Here is a 13,088-nt window from a genome sequence, read left to right as displayed (position 1 = left end):
CCGAACGCTTGCGCCAGTCAGAGCGGCCGCGTCACTGCCGTGCGGTTATCGTAGTCGGCGGCGATGCGCTTTTCCCGGAGCGGCCGCACGCGATCGATCGAGAGCTGATAATCGGGATGCGCCTTGTAGGCGGCAAGGGCCGCCTCATCGTCGAATTCGCCATAGACCACGAGATCGATCTCGGTGCCCAGCTGATCGGTCTTCACATTGGTGCCGATTTCCAGCAGCCGCGCATGCGGAATGCCGGTCAGTATAGAAAGCCCGGCCCTCACCTCCTGCAGATGTTCCTCCTGCACGGTGAAGAAGACGATATGACGGATCACGCTGAAGCTCCTGTCAGATTTATCAAAATGATGGAGCGCCCCTGGCGCATCCTATCGGACGCGCCGTGCTCCAGCTATCAGCCGGGCGATAACATGCGCGCCCCAGGCCTTCAACCGCGCGAGCATGCTACGGGCCGCATCGGGACGTATCGCCGCATCGAAGACCATGGCATAGGCGGCGAGCTTTTCCGCCCGGTCGGTGCCGTTGACGATGCGGCGCGCATTCACCCAATCCGCGGTCGTCGCGTTCAGGTGATCGGCGAGCTTGTGGCCGGTAAAGCTGCCCTGCAGCATGCCCTCGATCAGGATCGTCACCGCCGCATCCATCTCCATCGCCCGGTCGGGATCGGCAACGAGGTCGATCCCCGTCAGCACACTCATCGCCTCGTAGTTCCGCTTATGGGTGAGCTGCACCAGGCCGCGTCCGAGCCAACTGCGACCATCCTCGTCCGGCCGCCAGTAGGGCGTCCTCACCCAGGAGAGCCGGCCTGCGGCAAAGGCCGTCTCGAGGATCTCGACCGCGCGCCCATCGCTTTCCGCCAGCGTCTCGCGCACCGGCTGCATCGTATAAGCGGTCTCGTGGTAAGCGGTTGCGAGGATATAGGCGAGCCACCGCCGGTCGGCATCGGCAAACCGTTCTTCCCAGGCGTCGAGAATCGCCGTGATACCCACTACCTGAGGATGAGTCAGCTTTCCTTTGAAGAGCCCGTCCCCCACAGCCTCGAAAAAGAACCTTCGGTCCAAGTGGACAACCATTCCGCGCTTCCCAAAAATATCATGGTTAAAACCGTGTTAATCGATTAAAATTCATTTAATCGTTTAAAGTGTTTAAACCACTGATTTACACGCCTTTTGTCTTGTGCAATGCATCTTCCTGCCCTGAAGCCTTGACCCCGAAAGAGGAGACTTCCGATGCAGACGCCCGCCAATACCCAAACCACCATTCCCCAGCATGTCGTCGACCAGATGGAAAACGAATGGCGCCAGATTCGCCCTGAACGGGAAAATACGCGTCCGGCCCAGCAGCCTCAACAACAACGCTGAAATAGACGCAAAGCAGTACCGATGTAAGCTCGAGCGCTGCCCAGCGCCCGATCAATGCCCCGGCCAGTCACTCGTGGCCGGGTGAATTTTTCAAAGGTGCAATAAACGTCCCAGCGGTTGACCGCCCCTCATCGTAGTACAGCCCCCTCATCGCATCACAGCATCTAGCCGTTTCGCCAGCGTGTCCAATGATCGGGTGAAAACCATCCTGTCGTCGAGCGCACGCGACAGCACCAGCGCGCCCTGAATACCCGCGACGCCCTCCTCGGCGAGCGTTTGCGCCTCCCCCTCAGGGCAGCCTGCCCGCATCAGCGCCGAACGCAAGGCGTCGATCCAGCGGACGAAATAGTCGCCGATCGCTGCCGAAAACCGTTCCCGGGTCTCGTCAACCGCGAAGGCACCGACGAGGCAGATGCGGCCCCCGGAGCGGAAATAATCGTTCACATCAGTCCACATCGCCGCGATCGCCTGATGGGCGTCGCCCTCTCTCAACGGCTGATAGATCGCATGTTCGAACCAGGCATCGACGTCGGCGAGCACTGCGCCCGCCATCTCCTCCTTGCCGCCGGGGAAGAAGTGGTAAAGGCTGCCCTTGCCGATGCCGGTGCGTTCGGTGATGCGGCTGAGCGACGTGCCCTCATAACCGAGCTCGCGGAAGATTTCCGCGAGCAACGGCACGATGTCGGCGCGTTCGTAGATGGTCTTCACCCGCGGCTTCCTTGGCTTGTTTAGAGGCCGAGCTCGGTCAGACCGGGATGGTCGTCCGGCCGCCGGCCGAGCGGCCAATGGTACTTGCGCTCCGATTCCCGGATCGGCAGGTCGTTGATGCAGGCGAAGCGGCGCTGCATCAAGCCGGCGGCGTCGAATTCCCAGTTCTCGTTGCCATAGGAGCGGAACCAGTTGCCGCTGTCATCGTGCCATTCATAGGCGAAGCGCACGGCGATGCGATGATCGGTGAAGGCCCAGATCTCCTTGATCAGTCGGTAATCCAGCTCCTTTGCCCATTTGCGGGCGAGGAAGGCGACAATCTCGGCGCGGCCGGTGATGAATTCGGCGCGGTTCCGCCAGCGGCTGTCCGGCGTATAGACGAGCGAGACGCGCTCGGGATCACGGCTGTTCCAGCCGTCCTCGGCAAGACGGACTTTCTGGGTGGCGGTCTCAAAGGTGAAAGGCGGGACGAGGCTGGACATAGGTTCTCCTATACTGAATGGTTTTCATTGTACCTATCGGTACACTGATTAACAAGCCGCCTCGAAGCGACGTTTCGCCTCAGAGGTCGCGATGCTGGCTCCATCGAAGCGGCAGGGCATCCGGGCGAAGCACGATCGCTTCGGGCGTGAAACGCCACAGCCTTTCCGCCCGTTGAAAGGTGGCGACCTCGGGCGAATCCAGCAGCACCTCGACCCTGCCCGTCATCTGCAGCATGTCGCCGGTTTCGAAATCGATGAAGACCAGCCCCGCCTTCGGGTTGACGAGGAAATTACCCAGCGTGTTGAAGAACCGATTGCCGGGAAAATCGGGAACGGTCAGCACGCCGTCGACGCCGACACGCACGAAGCCGGCATTGCCGCCGCGGTGGGACACGTCCACCTGCCGCTCGCCATTCTCCCGGTCGACATAGGAGGCAACAAAGAAGGTATCCGCACCCTCGATCATCCCTAGCGCCCGATCGTCGAGCTGGGCGGAGTGAAGCGGCAGCATCGCTGTGGGCACATCGGGATCGCGGACGAAGGCGGAGGAGCGAAGCTGGATATATTGCGGGCAATTGCCGAAGCTCTGGCCGACGCGTACCTGGAAAGCTCCAGCATCCGTCCTGTGGATCACGCCGTTCAGCCGGTTGCGCCGCCGGGTCTCGAGCTGGATGCCGAGCATTCCAATCGCGTCGCCATCCTCCATGCCGGCATCGGCAGGATCGGCTGCGTCGCGCGGCAGGCGCACATCGAGAATCTCCGGCTCCGGCGAGGCCATAAAACCAGGGCGCTCGGCCCTGACCGTTGCCCAGACATCGCCCTTCGCATCGACGGCGCCGAGCACGACGAAAGGCAGCATCGGAAAGAAGGCGCGATGCTGCTCCGGCATGGCCTTGCGGACGAAATTCCGGCCCGGCCCGTCCATGCGTTCGGCGACACCGACGCTGCGCTGCATGGCGAGTTCGCCCGCATGCCAGGGCGATGTGGCGTCCTGTCTTGTCTGTTCCAGCATCACGGCCTCCTTCAGGGCAACATTTGGGGGAACCGGGGCAGCGTCCCTGCCCTGGCGGTTTCTCACGCGGCAAGGCCGATCTTGGTCTTGCGAAAATCGACGAAACCCGGCAGCGCCTCGATGCGCGCAAGCCAGGCACGAACGCTTGGATAGGCCGAGATATCGACATTGCCTTCCGGCGCATTGGCGATGTAGCTGTAGAGCGCGATGTCGGCGATCACAGGATTGTCGCCGAGCAGGAAGCTGCGGCCGTGGAGCTCCGCCTCGATCAGCGCCAGAATGCGGTGCGCCCGGGCGATCACCTCGTCGGTGCGGAAATCGGCGCCGAAGACGGTGACCAGGCGCGCGGCACAGGGTCCGTAGGCGATCTCGCCTGATGCAACCGAGAGCCATTTCTGTATCCGCGCCGCGGCCACCGCCTCTTCCGGCAGCCAGTCGGTGCGGCCGTATTTGCGCGCGAGATAGACGAGGATGGCGGAGGAATCGGCAATGACCGTGCCGTTGTCGTCGAGCACCGGCACCTGGCCAAAGGGATTGAGCTTCAGAAAGTCCGGCGCCTTGTGAGCGCCAGCCGCCAGGTCGACCTCGACCAGTTCATAGGGCACGCCAAGCAGCGACAGGAACAGGTGAGCCCGGTGCGCATGGCCGGAAAGCGGGTGATGGTAGAGTTTCATGATGGTTCCTCTGGTCTTCTAATCGACGGGATGCGGTTGGCGATGGCCGCTTCGAACCATCTGCGGTGCAATTTACTGCCTTCCACCTGGCTGCAGTAGAATGCTAATCTGGAAGGCATCTTACCAATTCATGGAAGGATAACATGGACCGCCTCGACGCCATGACCGTGCTTCTTGCCGTTGTCGAACAGGGCAGCCTGTCGGCCGCCTCACGGCATCTTCGATCGCCGCTCGCAACCGTCAGCCGCAAGGTTTCGGAACTGGAAACACATCTCAACGCCCAGCTGCTGCAGCGGAGCAACCGGAAGATCACGCTGACGGAAGCCGGCCGCTCCTATGTCGAGGCGGCGCGGGAAATTCTCGATCGGGTGGAAGAGGCGGAGCGGACGGCGGCCGGCGAATACAGCGCCCCGAAGGGCGAGTTGACGATGACCGCGCCGATCGTCTTCGGGCGGCTGCATGTCCTGCCTGTGGTGGTGGATTTCCTGAAAGCCTATCCCGATATCAATCTGCGGCTGATGCTTGGCGACCGGCTGTCGAACCTCGTCGAGGATCATATCGACGTGGCGCTGAGGATCGGCAACCTGCCGGACAGCAACCTGATCGCCACAAGGCTCGGCGCGATCCGCCGTACGGTCTATGCCAGCCCGGATTATCTGACGCGGCACGCCCACCCCCGGCATCCAGGCGATCTCGCTCGGCATGACTGCGTCAGCTTCGAGGGTATGGCCTCGATGCTGAGCTGGACATTCACCGAGGGGAAACATGATCTCGCCGTGCCGATCCGCTCACGGCTTGCGGTCAACACCGCCGAGGCCGCGGTCGATGCGGCTGTCGCCGGCCTCGGCATCACCCGCGTGCTCTCCTACCAGGCCGCAGGCGCCGAGATGGCCGGCCTGCTGGTGCCGCTGCTCCAAGATTTCGAACCGCCGCCGGCCCCGGTGCATCTCGTCTATCCCGCGCAGGGACTGGTGCCGCTGAAACTGCGGGCGCTGCTCGATTTCGCGACGCCGCGCCTGCGCGCGACGCTGAAATAGGCACTAAAGCGCGTCGCGATTGCGCGACATGCTTTAGGCAAGCTTACCCTCTTCCGCCTTGTAGAAATACTGGCTGGCGACCAGCCAGCCCTTCAGCGGCCGCAGCGGCGGAATGCAGGTGGCGAGCATGAAGGGACCGGTGACCAGAAGCTGTACCCAGATCGGCGCCGAAAAGGCCACCTCCAGCCAGACGCCGAGCAGTACGCTCGGGACGCAGGCGAAGCAGATGACGAAGAAGGCCGGACCGTCAGCCGGATCGGCGAAGGAATAATCGAGACCGCAGACCTCGCATTCCGGCTGCAGCGTCAGGAAGCCCTTGAACATATGGCCCTGGCCGCAACGCGGGCAGCGCCCCCTGATGCCGGTCTGTATCGGAGGAAGTGGGGGATATTCCGTGTCCATGACGATTTCGCTTTCCTGTACCGCGAACATTGATGCATTCAATGCCTTTAATGTATGCATGCAATATAATTACATTTCAAAGACATTACCAGTCAATTCGTCAGAATGCCGCAGATCTCCCAGCGCAGGCTGGCGGCAAGCTGACTGCAGATTTCTGAAAAAGCATTTGGGGCGCAGCCAGGCCTGGCAGCCTGGGCGGATCAAACGTGAGCGTGACGGATATGCTTCGCCATGCCCGAACAGCTTAGGGTGCGACCGATCTGATTCCCGACCGCTTCCGGATTTCGTCCGTGCCTGATCAGCTCGAGGCGGGGTTCTGCGTCAGAAGAACGACGCCGCCATTTCGGGCGGGCCTTCCAGCGCATGGGCCATGAATTCCAGTGCGCTCTGCAGTTTCTCCCGGGTGATCGGTCCGCCAAGGCAGACGCGCACGGCCTCGGGCGCCGTGCCCTCGACCGTGAAGGCATCGCTTGCGACGACGCCGATGCCGGAAGAACGGGTATGGCTGCCGAAGGTGGAGCGGGTCCAGCCGTTGGAGAGCGGCAGCCAGATGTTGAAGCTGATCGGATCGGCGCGGTAGCTGCCAGCCGGCAGGATGGCAGCTACCATTTGCTGGCGGGCGGCGGCCTCGGCGCGAATGAAACGCAGGATCGTATCGGCAGTGCCGTCCTCGACCCAGCGGGTGGCGAGCGCCACGGTCAGTGGCGAGGCCATGACATTGTTGGCGCGCATGGCGCTGACGAAAGGCCACACGGCCTTGCTGTCCGGCGCCACGACATAGGCAAGGCGCAGACCCGCGCCGATGCATTTCGCCAGTCCGCCGATATGCCAGGTGAGATCCGGCGCTGTTGCGGCGAGCGGCGCCGGGCCGTGCTGCGGAATGAAGCCATAGGCATCGTCCTCGACGATCGGCACATGATATTTGCGGGCAACGGCGCAGATCTCCTCGCGGCGCCTGGCCGGGATGGTCAGCGTCGTCGGGTTCTGCAGCGTCGGATTGAGATAGAGCGCCTTCGGCTTCAATCTTTCGCAGGCCTCGGCAAAGGCGTCCGGCAGGATACCGTCCTCGTCCATCGGCAGACCGGCCAGATTGAGCCGCAGCTGGGCGGCGATCGAGCGCATGCCGGGATAGGTGATGATTTCCGAAAGCACGGTTTCGCCCGGTTTTGCCAGCAAGCCGAAGATCGCCAGCAGGGCCGGATGGGCGCCGGGTGTGACGAAGATGCGCTCCTGCGAGGGCACCAGCCCGCGACGGCTGAGCCAGGAGGCGGCAGCCTCCTTGTCCATGCTGGAGCCGCCGAAACCCTGGTAGCGCAGGAGCGGAATGAGGTTCGCCGTCACCGCCGACATGCCCTCGCGCATGCGGGCGATCAGCTCGGGGTCGCCCGTTTCCGGCGGCATGTTCATCGAGAAATCGACGATCGAGGCGCGGCGGGGATCGGGCGCAGCGTCGGGCGCGAATCCCTGGCGCTCCTTGTCCGCGCCACCGGTAACGAAGGTGCCTCGGCCGACATGCGAATCCACAAGCCCGCGCTTCTGCGCCTCGACATAACCTCTCGCCACCGTCGTGAAATCGACGTTCAGCCGCTTGGCGAGTTCGCGTTGCGGCGGCAGCCGGTCCCCAACCACCAGATGCCCGCTGCGCAGATCCATTTCGATCACATCGGCGATCGCCATATAACGTGGGCTGCTGCTGCGGCTGAGATCGGGATGCCAGTCTTTCATGTCGTGATCCGTGTCGGTCTGATTCCTGATGAGATTGACCGTATATTGTTGCACAATGCCGCTGTCACGAAAAATGTCGCGCGCCAAGTCCGGCGAACGACGCAGGACGGAATGGCGTACGCCTTGATACGTTTTAATGACGGATTGTCGCCGGATTTGACTGCTATCTGCGCAAATACAATCTGGCACGGCGACCGCGCTGTCGCAGGCCGATTTCGACAGCGTGTGCGCCAATGACGTGCTGACGATCCGCTCGGCTTGCCGATCGGGCTTTCACCCGGGAAGGCCCGGGTGAGGCGCGAGGACGGCAAGACAATCGGCAGCGTCTTCAGCGCGCCTTGATGAGGGTTTGCCGCGCGCTATGGCTTCAGGCGTACGCCGCGAAAGCGTCAATGCCGGTCAGCCTTGCCGACAAGATCCACAGGCGTGCCGCCTCCTCGGGATCGGCTGCATGGTCGCTGACGCCGCCCGGTTCTCCAGCCGTTGCGCGGATGGCGATATCGCAGTCCTCACAATAGAGGCCTCCCATACCGTCGAGTTGCGGCGAGGTCGCCGCCCAAACCTGCGTGGCGGCCCCCTGGGATGGCGTCTTGAATGTCGGATCAATCGGATTGCCGTCCGCATCGATCCAGCCGGCACTGACCATTTCCTCCTTTGCGAGATGGCGCTGCAAGGGGGTAAGGATCTTGCCCGGGTGCAGCGAGAAGGCGCGGATGCCGGTGTCGCGCCCGAGCCTGTCCAGATGCACGGCGAAAAGTGCGTTGGCGGTCTTCGACTGAACGTAGGCCCGCCATTTGTCGTAACCGGTCTCGAATTGCACATCCTTCCATCGTATGGCCGAGTTGTGATGGCCACCGGAGGAAACCGAAACGATGCGAGCGCCGGGCGAGATCGTCGGCCAAAGGCGGTTGACCAAGGCGAAATGGCCGAGATGATTGGTCGCGAACTGTGCCTCCCATCCGTCGCCGACACGCGTTTCCGGGCACGCCATGATGCCGGCGCTGTTGATCAGGATGTCGATGCTGCGGCCAGACGCGACGAACCGCTCGGCAAAGGCGCGAACGCTTTCGAGGTCGGAAAGGTCGAGCCGATCAATTTCTACGCCATCGATACCGGCGACCGCGCTACGCGCCGCCTCGATGCTCCTTGCGCCGATGGTCACCTTCGCGCCGGCGCCCGCCAGAGCGCGCGTGGTCTCGAGCCCGAGGCCGGAATGGCCGCCGGTGACGATGGCGCGCTTGCCGGAAAGATCGAGACCGGCCAGAACCTCGCCGGCCGTCGTGTGGGCTCCAAATCCGGAGCCGATGGGGACTTGTTTGTCATTCATGATAATTACCTTTGTTCTGCGACGTTGCCGTCGCTCGGGATGACGTCGCGAGAATAAGGCGTGGTCTCTAGACGATCCATGCGCTAAAGTCCGACATCTCTTCGCCATCGTCCGGATTTTTACATGGACCCGTTATCCGATGTTCTCGCATTGCTCAAACCGCGCAGCTATGTTTCCGCGGGGCTTGACGCTGGCGGCGCTTGGGCGATCGATTTTCCGCCCCCGGATGGCATCAAGTTCAACGCGGTGATTTCAGGCGCGTGCTGGCTGAGCGTCGATGGCGTTGCCGAAGCTGTCCGCCTGGAGGAAAGCGACTGCTTTCTGCTGACGCGCCGCCGAGCCTTTCGTCTCGCCAGCGATCCGGCGCTCGAAGCGATCCCGTCCGATGCGATCTATTCGATCGCCCGCGACGGCATTGCGACTTGCAATGGCGGCGGCGATTTCTTCCTGATCGGCAGCCGTTTTTCCTTTTCGGGAGGAAATTCGGACATCCTTCTCGGAATCCTCCCACCGATCGTCCATGTGAAGAGGGATTCCGATCACGCCACCGTGCTGCGCTGGTGCCTCGATCGGATGACGCGCGAATTGCGCGACCAGCAGCCGGGCGGCTTTCTGATGGCGGAGCATTTTGCTCACGTCATGCTCATGCAGGTGTTGCGCCTCCATATCGCATCGCCGAATGCGCGCGGCGTCGGCTGGCTTTTCGCGCTTACCGACCGGCGGATCGGCGCGGCTATCGGTGCCCTGCATGCCGATCCAGCCCGCAAGTGGACCTTGCAGTCGCTGGCTGAACGGGCCTCGATGTCCCGGTCCAGTTTTGCTCTCCACTTCAAGGAAAAGGTCGGGCTTGCGCCGATGGATTATCTGACGCGCTGGCGCATGCTTCTCGCAGGTGACCGATTGACAAACTCGGCCGAAGCAATTGCCGGTGTCGCCCTGTCGCTCGGTTATGAATCCGAAAGCGCATTCAGCACCGCTTTCAAGAGAGTGATGGGATGCTCGCCGCGGCAATATGGTCGCGCTCAGCCGCCCGCCGGTGCCATGCGAGATAGGCTCGGGGCTCAGTGAAACCTTGATTGGTGCAGGCATCGGAGGGCGGTCGCGCGTTGGCCTGCCGAAATTCCCTCCGATACGGTCTTGCACCCGCCGTCCATTCTCTTACCTATTCAAGGAAGAATGCGCCGGCTTTCGGCCTTTCGCGCCGGCACCCATCGGGATGAAAGCATGAATATCGATCCGATTTTGCGGTCAGTCGTGGCCGTCCGTTCCTCCATTCCGGAAGATGCCTTCACAGCGGAGACGCTGGGCACTGTCCGGGAAGGCAGCGGCGTGGTCATTCGCGACAACGGGCTGGTGCTGACCATCGGTTATCTCATCACCGAGGCCGAAGAGGTCTGGCTGACGACCCATGACGGGCGTGTGGTTCCCGCGCACCCGCTTGCCTATGATCAGGAAAGCGGCTTCGGCCTGGTCCAGGCGCTTGGGGCCCTGAATGCGCCTGCGGTGGATCTCGGCGACGCGGCGACAGCCAAGGCGGGCGATCCCGTCGTGCTGGCCGATGGCATCGGAGAATTCGTCGAGGCAAATATCGTCGCCCGGCAGGAGTTTGCCGGCTATTGGGAATATCTGCTCGACGAGGCGATTTTTACGGCACCTGCCCATCCCTCATGGGGCGGTGCGGCGCTGATCGGTTCGGATGGCAAGCTTCTCGGCATCGGTTCGCTTCGCCTGCAGATGAGCGATGGCGACGAGGTTGCCGATATCAACATGGTCGTGCCGATCGACCTTTTGCCGCCGATCCTTGACGATCTCTTGAACCGCGGCCAGGTCAACAAGCCGCCGCGGCCCTGGCTCGGCGCGTTCTCCGCCGAGAGCAATGGCGGCGTGGTGGTCATGAGCGTGGCCGAAGGCGGTCCAGCCGCCCAGGCGGGCCTGCGTCAGGGCGACATCATTTCGGAGATCCGCGACGAAGAGGTCGATGGCCTGGCCGATTTCTACCGCAAGATCTGGAGCAGCGGCCCGGCCGGCGCCGAAATCCCCATGCGGATCCTCAGGAACGGCCGGGAAGCCTGGCTGCGCATCAAATCCGCCGACCGCAACAGCTTTCTTAAGAAACCGCAGCTGCAGTAAGGTCGCGCCGGCGTCGTGAAGGCGGCTGGCGCTCATTCGAGCGGATTGTCCAGGCATCCTTATCCCGCCTCACAGATTTTCCGGTGTGATCGTCAGGAAGCGCACCGGCTCGGCGCTGACCTCCACCTCGATGAGACCCAGCCTGTTCAGGGCAAGGTCTATCGATCGCCTCGCCTGCACCTCCGGCGCCTGGTCGAGCACAATCGACATGATGCCGCGGCGGAGATAGTCCTGCGTCTCTCCCGTCAATTCGTGGCCGACCCAGAACGGCCGCCTGGCCTTGTTTGCCTCGAGCACCCTGGCAACACCCTTGTTGTCGCCGCCTGCACTATAGACCCCGATGATGCCGGGCTCGCGCCGGAGGGCCGCGTGCAGCAGTTCCATGGCATTGTGTTCGTCATCGAGGTCGAACATGACCTCGATGAAACGATGGTCGTTTGAACCCTTCTCCGAGAGATAGCTGGAGAAGCCGCGGATCCGCTCCTTATGGTTCTCATAGGCGCCGCTGTGGCAGAGAGCGACGAACGAACCGGGGCGCTGCGCCAGCATGCCCGACATGTAGTGAGCCGCGGTGCGTCCGGCAGCATAGTTGTCGATGCCGACATAGGGCAGTTCGGGGGCCGGACGGGTCATGATCTGAACGACGGGAATGCCGAGACCGGCCGCTTTCCGCACGCTGGTGACGACATCGGCATGGTCGGGCGCAACCACGATCAGCGCCGACCGGCGTGCCGTCGGATTGGTGATGTAACGGGCAAATTGCGCTGGCTCGTTCTCGCGGACGAAGGTGCGGTGAACGGTGATGCTGTCGCCGAGCGAAGCAGCGATGCGCTCGAACGCCCGGTTCAGACGCGAATAGAAGCTGGTCTCCGGGCGAACGAGGATCACCTCTATCCGGATCAGGCCGCGATGGGCGACCGGCAGGCTCTTCCGGTATTCAAGCCGTCTTGCCGCCAGGAGGACCTTCTCCACCGTCTCCGGCCGCACGCCGCCGCGGCCGTTAAGGACGCGCTCGACGGTCGCGGTGCCAACGCCGGCTTGGCTTGCGACATCCTTCAAAGTCACCTTCATCAGGGCTCACTCACTCTCAAAGCTGACACAGCAGAGCATCGGCACGCTGTGAGGTCAATGATCAAATTTGATCAAGGAAGCATTGGAGCATGGGGGCGCCGCGGCAGTATCGTGCCAGCAATCCGGGAGGAGCACCGGACGTCCGAAACAACCGAGATCAAGGATCGTCCGCCGGCGCGAAGCGGCCGGGGGATGACGGAGGAGCCAGATGAAGATCGCACTCGACCCGCATATGCACCGTCACCTCAACCTGCGCGACCTCTGCCGCAAGGCAGCGGAGCTCGGTTATGAGCATATCGAGCTTTCACCGCGCGACGATTTTCTGCCCTGGTGGGTGCGCCCGCGGGCACACAAGGAACGCATCGCGGAATTCAAGGCGGCCCTGAAGGATCACGGCGTCCAGCTCGCCTCGATCCTGCCGATGTATCGTTGGGCGAGCCCGCATGAGGACGAGCGGCAGGCCGCGGTGCGCTACTGGAAGGAAGCAATCGCGATCGCCGCCGAAATGGGCTGCGATACGATGAACTCGGAATTCGGCCGCGGGCCGTCGCCGGATCGCAGCCACCGCGCCAGCTGCTGCGGCGGCATACATACCCACGAACACAGCGAGGCTGCCTGGTGGCGCTCGATAGAAGAGCTCGTTCCGGTGTTCGAGCGCGAGGGCGTCACGCTCAACATGGAACCGCATCCGGAAGACTGGTGCGAAACGCTGCATCCGGCGATCGACATGCTGAAGACCATCGGCTCGAAGAACGTCAAATTCCTCTACTGCGCGCCGCATACCTTCTATTTCGGCGACGATATGGCGCGGATGATCCGCGATGCCGGCCCGCTGATCGCCCATGTGCATGTGGCCGATACCTATAATCACAAGGCCTCATCCGGGCTGCGCTACATCATCAATCCGCCGGGCGCGAAGGTCACCATCCATCAGCACATGGATATGTACCAGGGCGAGATCAATTGGGGTGTCTTCTTCTCCTCGCTCGCCGCGGTCGGGTTCGACGGCATCATTACCGCCTGCGTCTTCGGCTGGGAGGAGCGCGCCGACGATTCAGGCCGCTTCATGCGCTCTGAAATCCAGAAATATGTCGACAAATACTGGCCCGGGAAACTTGGCTGATCGTCAACATCCGCCCCGGCACCCAATATC

The 13,088-nt window shown here is 62.6% G+C and carries 15 protein-coding genes; 5 read left to right on the top strand and 10 right to left on the bottom strand.

Features of this window, described 5'->3' with window-relative positions; all coding sequences use genetic code 11:
• Nucleotides 1-17: 17 nt before the first annotated feature.
• On the bottom strand, nt 18-323 hold the full coding sequence (locus G9X67_RS18270) for a Dabb family protein (RefSeq protein WP_012756708.1): 306 nt from the start codon (nt 321-323) through the stop codon (nt 18-20).
• A 51-nt stretch (nt 324-374) separates the two neighbouring features.
• Nucleotides 375-1,079, bottom strand: a complete 705-nt coding sequence (locus G9X67_RS18265) for a hypothetical protein (RefSeq protein WP_138328474.1) — start codon at nt 1,077-1,079, stop codon at nt 375-377.
• Nucleotides 1,080-1,235: 156 nt separating this feature from the next.
• Between G9X67_RS18265 and G9X67_RS35310 the strand changes: the two genes are divergently transcribed.
• Nucleotides 1,236-1,367: a hypothetical protein gene (locus tag G9X67_RS35310; RefSeq protein ID WP_018241303.1), complete on the top strand. Its 132-nt coding sequence runs from the start codon at nt 1,236-1,238 to the stop codon at nt 1,365-1,367.
• Between the two features lie 147 nt (nt 1,368-1,514).
• On the opposite strand, the gene G9X67_RS18260 is transcribed toward G9X67_RS35310, so the two are convergent.
• The 4 genes from G9X67_RS18260 to G9X67_RS18245 all read right to left on the bottom strand — a co-directional run bounded on the left by G9X67_RS18260 (nt 1,515) and on the right by G9X67_RS18245 (nt 4,243).
• The gene (locus G9X67_RS18260; protein ID WP_138328475.1) at nt 1,515-2,075 is read right to left on the bottom strand and encodes a TetR/AcrR family transcriptional regulator; all 561 of its coding nucleotides are present in this window, start codon (nt 2,073-2,075) and stop codon (nt 1,515-1,517) included.
• Between the two features lie 20 nt (nt 2,076-2,095).
• Nucleotides 2,096-2,557 (bottom strand): nuclear transport factor 2 family protein, encoded by a 462-nt coding sequence (locus G9X67_RS18255; RefSeq protein WP_138328476.1) that lies wholly within the window; start codon nt 2,555-2,557, stop codon nt 2,096-2,098.
• Nucleotides 2,558-2,636: 79 nt separating this feature from the next.
• A complete protein-coding gene (locus G9X67_RS18250) occupies nt 2,637-3,569 on the bottom strand; it encodes a pyridoxamine 5'-phosphate oxidase family protein (RefSeq protein WP_138328477.1) in 933 nt (310 codons plus the stop codon).
• Nucleotides 3,570-3,631: 62 nt separating this feature from the next.
• Nucleotides 3,632-4,243 (bottom strand): glutathione S-transferase family protein, encoded by a 612-nt coding sequence (locus tag G9X67_RS18245; protein WP_171599375.1) that lies wholly within the window; start codon nt 4,241-4,243, stop codon nt 3,632-3,634.
• A gap of 143 nt (nt 4,244-4,386) precedes the next feature.
• Here G9X67_RS18245 and G9X67_RS18240 point away from each other — a divergent pair, with 143 nt between their 5' ends.
• Nucleotides 4,387-5,280, top strand: coding sequence for a LysR family transcriptional regulator (locus G9X67_RS18240; protein WP_138328479.1), 894 nt, complete (start codon nt 4,387-4,389; stop codon nt 5,278-5,280).
• Nucleotides 5,281-5,313: 33 nt separating this feature from the next.
• Here the strand turns inward: G9X67_RS18240 and G9X67_RS18235 are convergent, their stop codons facing one another.
• The 3 genes from G9X67_RS18235 to G9X67_RS18225 form a co-directional block, all read right to left on the bottom strand.
• Nucleotides 5,314-5,682 (bottom strand): DUF983 domain-containing protein, encoded by a 369-nt coding sequence (locus tag G9X67_RS18235; protein WP_033180699.1) that lies wholly within the window; start codon nt 5,680-5,682, stop codon nt 5,314-5,316.
• Nucleotides 5,683-6,003: 321 nt separating this feature from the next.
• On the bottom strand, nt 6,004-7,407 hold the full coding sequence (locus G9X67_RS18230; protein WP_171599374.1) for a PLP-dependent aminotransferase family protein: 1,404 nt from the start codon (nt 7,405-7,407) through the stop codon (nt 6,004-6,006).
• 367 nt (nt 7,408-7,774) lie between these two features.
• The gene (locus tag G9X67_RS18225) at nt 7,775-8,734 is read right to left on the bottom strand and encodes an SDR family NAD(P)-dependent oxidoreductase (protein WP_171599373.1); all 960 of its coding nucleotides are present in this window, start codon (nt 8,732-8,734) and stop codon (nt 7,775-7,777) included.
• Nucleotides 8,735-8,857: 123 nt separating this feature from the next.
• On the opposite strand from G9X67_RS18225, the gene G9X67_RS18220 reads away from it, so the two are divergent.
• Both G9X67_RS18220 and G9X67_RS18215 read left to right on the top strand, forming a co-directional pair.
• Nucleotides 8,858-9,802 (top strand): AraC family transcriptional regulator, encoded by a 945-nt coding sequence (locus tag G9X67_RS18220; protein ID WP_138328482.1) that lies wholly within the window; start codon nt 8,858-8,860, stop codon nt 9,800-9,802.
• 156 nt (nt 9,803-9,958) lie between these two features.
• Complete coding sequence (locus tag G9X67_RS18215; protein WP_171599372.1) at nt 9,959-10,864, top strand: S1C family serine protease; 906 nt, start codon at nt 9,959-9,961, stop codon at nt 10,862-10,864.
• A 69-nt stretch (nt 10,865-10,933) separates the two neighbouring features.
• Here G9X67_RS18215 and G9X67_RS18210 read toward each other — a convergent pair whose 3' ends face one another.
• Nucleotides 10,934-11,935, bottom strand: coding sequence for a LacI family DNA-binding transcriptional regulator (locus G9X67_RS18210; protein WP_171599371.1), 1,002 nt, complete (start codon nt 11,933-11,935; stop codon nt 10,934-10,936).
• A 208-nt stretch (nt 11,936-12,143) separates the two neighbouring features.
• On the opposite strand from G9X67_RS18210, the gene G9X67_RS18205 reads away from it, so the two are divergent.
• Entirely contained in the window at nt 12,144-13,058 is a 915-nt protein-coding gene (locus G9X67_RS18205; RefSeq protein WP_171599370.1) for a sugar phosphate isomerase/epimerase, read from the top strand.
• Nucleotides 13,059-13,088 lie beyond the last annotated feature (30 nt).

The organism is Rhizobium sp. WYCCWR 11152 (assembly GCF_013087615.1).
Classification (GTDB): domain Bacteria; phylum Pseudomonadota; class Alphaproteobacteria; order Rhizobiales; family Rhizobiaceae; genus Rhizobium; species Rhizobium indicum.
This window is presented reverse-complemented; position numbering and strand designations above follow the sequence as displayed.

Coding starts and splice junctions, on each gene's coding strand:
- G9X67_RS18265 (WP_138328474.1), bottom strand. CDS start 1,079: ATGGTTGTCCACTTGGACCGAAGGTTCTTTTTCGAGGCTGTGGGGGAC.
- G9X67_RS35310 (WP_018241303.1), top strand. CDS start 1,236: ATGCAGACGCCCGCCAATACCCAAACCACCATTCCCCAGCATGTCGTC.
- G9X67_RS18255 (WP_138328476.1), bottom strand. CDS start 2,557: ATGTCCAGCCTCGTCCCGCCTTTCACCTTTGAGACCGCCACCCAGAAA.
- G9X67_RS18250 (WP_138328477.1), bottom strand. CDS start 3,569: ATGCTGGAACAGACAAGACAGGACGCCACATCGCCCTGGCATGCGGGC.
- G9X67_RS18245 (WP_171599375.1), bottom strand. CDS start 4,243: ATGAAACTCTACCATCACCCGCTTTCCGGCCATGCGCACCGGGCTCAC.
- G9X67_RS18240 (WP_138328479.1), top strand. CDS start 4,387: ATGGACCGCCTCGACGCCATGACCGTGCTTCTTGCCGTTGTCGAACAG.
- G9X67_RS18235 (WP_033180699.1), bottom strand. CDS start 5,682: ATGGACACGGAATATCCCCCACTTCCTCCGATACAGACCGGCATCAGG.
- G9X67_RS18230 (WP_171599374.1), bottom strand. CDS start 7,407: ATGAAAGACTGGCATCCCGATCTCAGCCGCAGCAGCAGCCCACGTTAT.
- G9X67_RS18225 (WP_171599373.1), bottom strand. CDS start 8,734: ATGAATGACAAACAAGTCCCCATCGGCTCCGGATTTGGAGCCCACACG.
- G9X67_RS18220 (WP_138328482.1), top strand. CDS start 8,858: ATGGACCCGTTATCCGATGTTCTCGCATTGCTCAAACCGCGCAGCTAT.
- G9X67_RS18215 (WP_171599372.1), top strand. CDS start 9,959: ATGAATATCGATCCGATTTTGCGGTCAGTCGTGGCCGTCCGTTCCTCC.
- G9X67_RS18210 (WP_171599371.1), bottom strand. CDS start 11,935: ATGAAGGTGACTTTGAAGGATGTCGCAAGCCAAGCCGGCGTTGGCACC.
- G9X67_RS18205 (WP_171599370.1), top strand. CDS start 12,144: ATGAAGATCGCACTCGACCCGCATATGCACCGTCACCTCAACCTGCGC.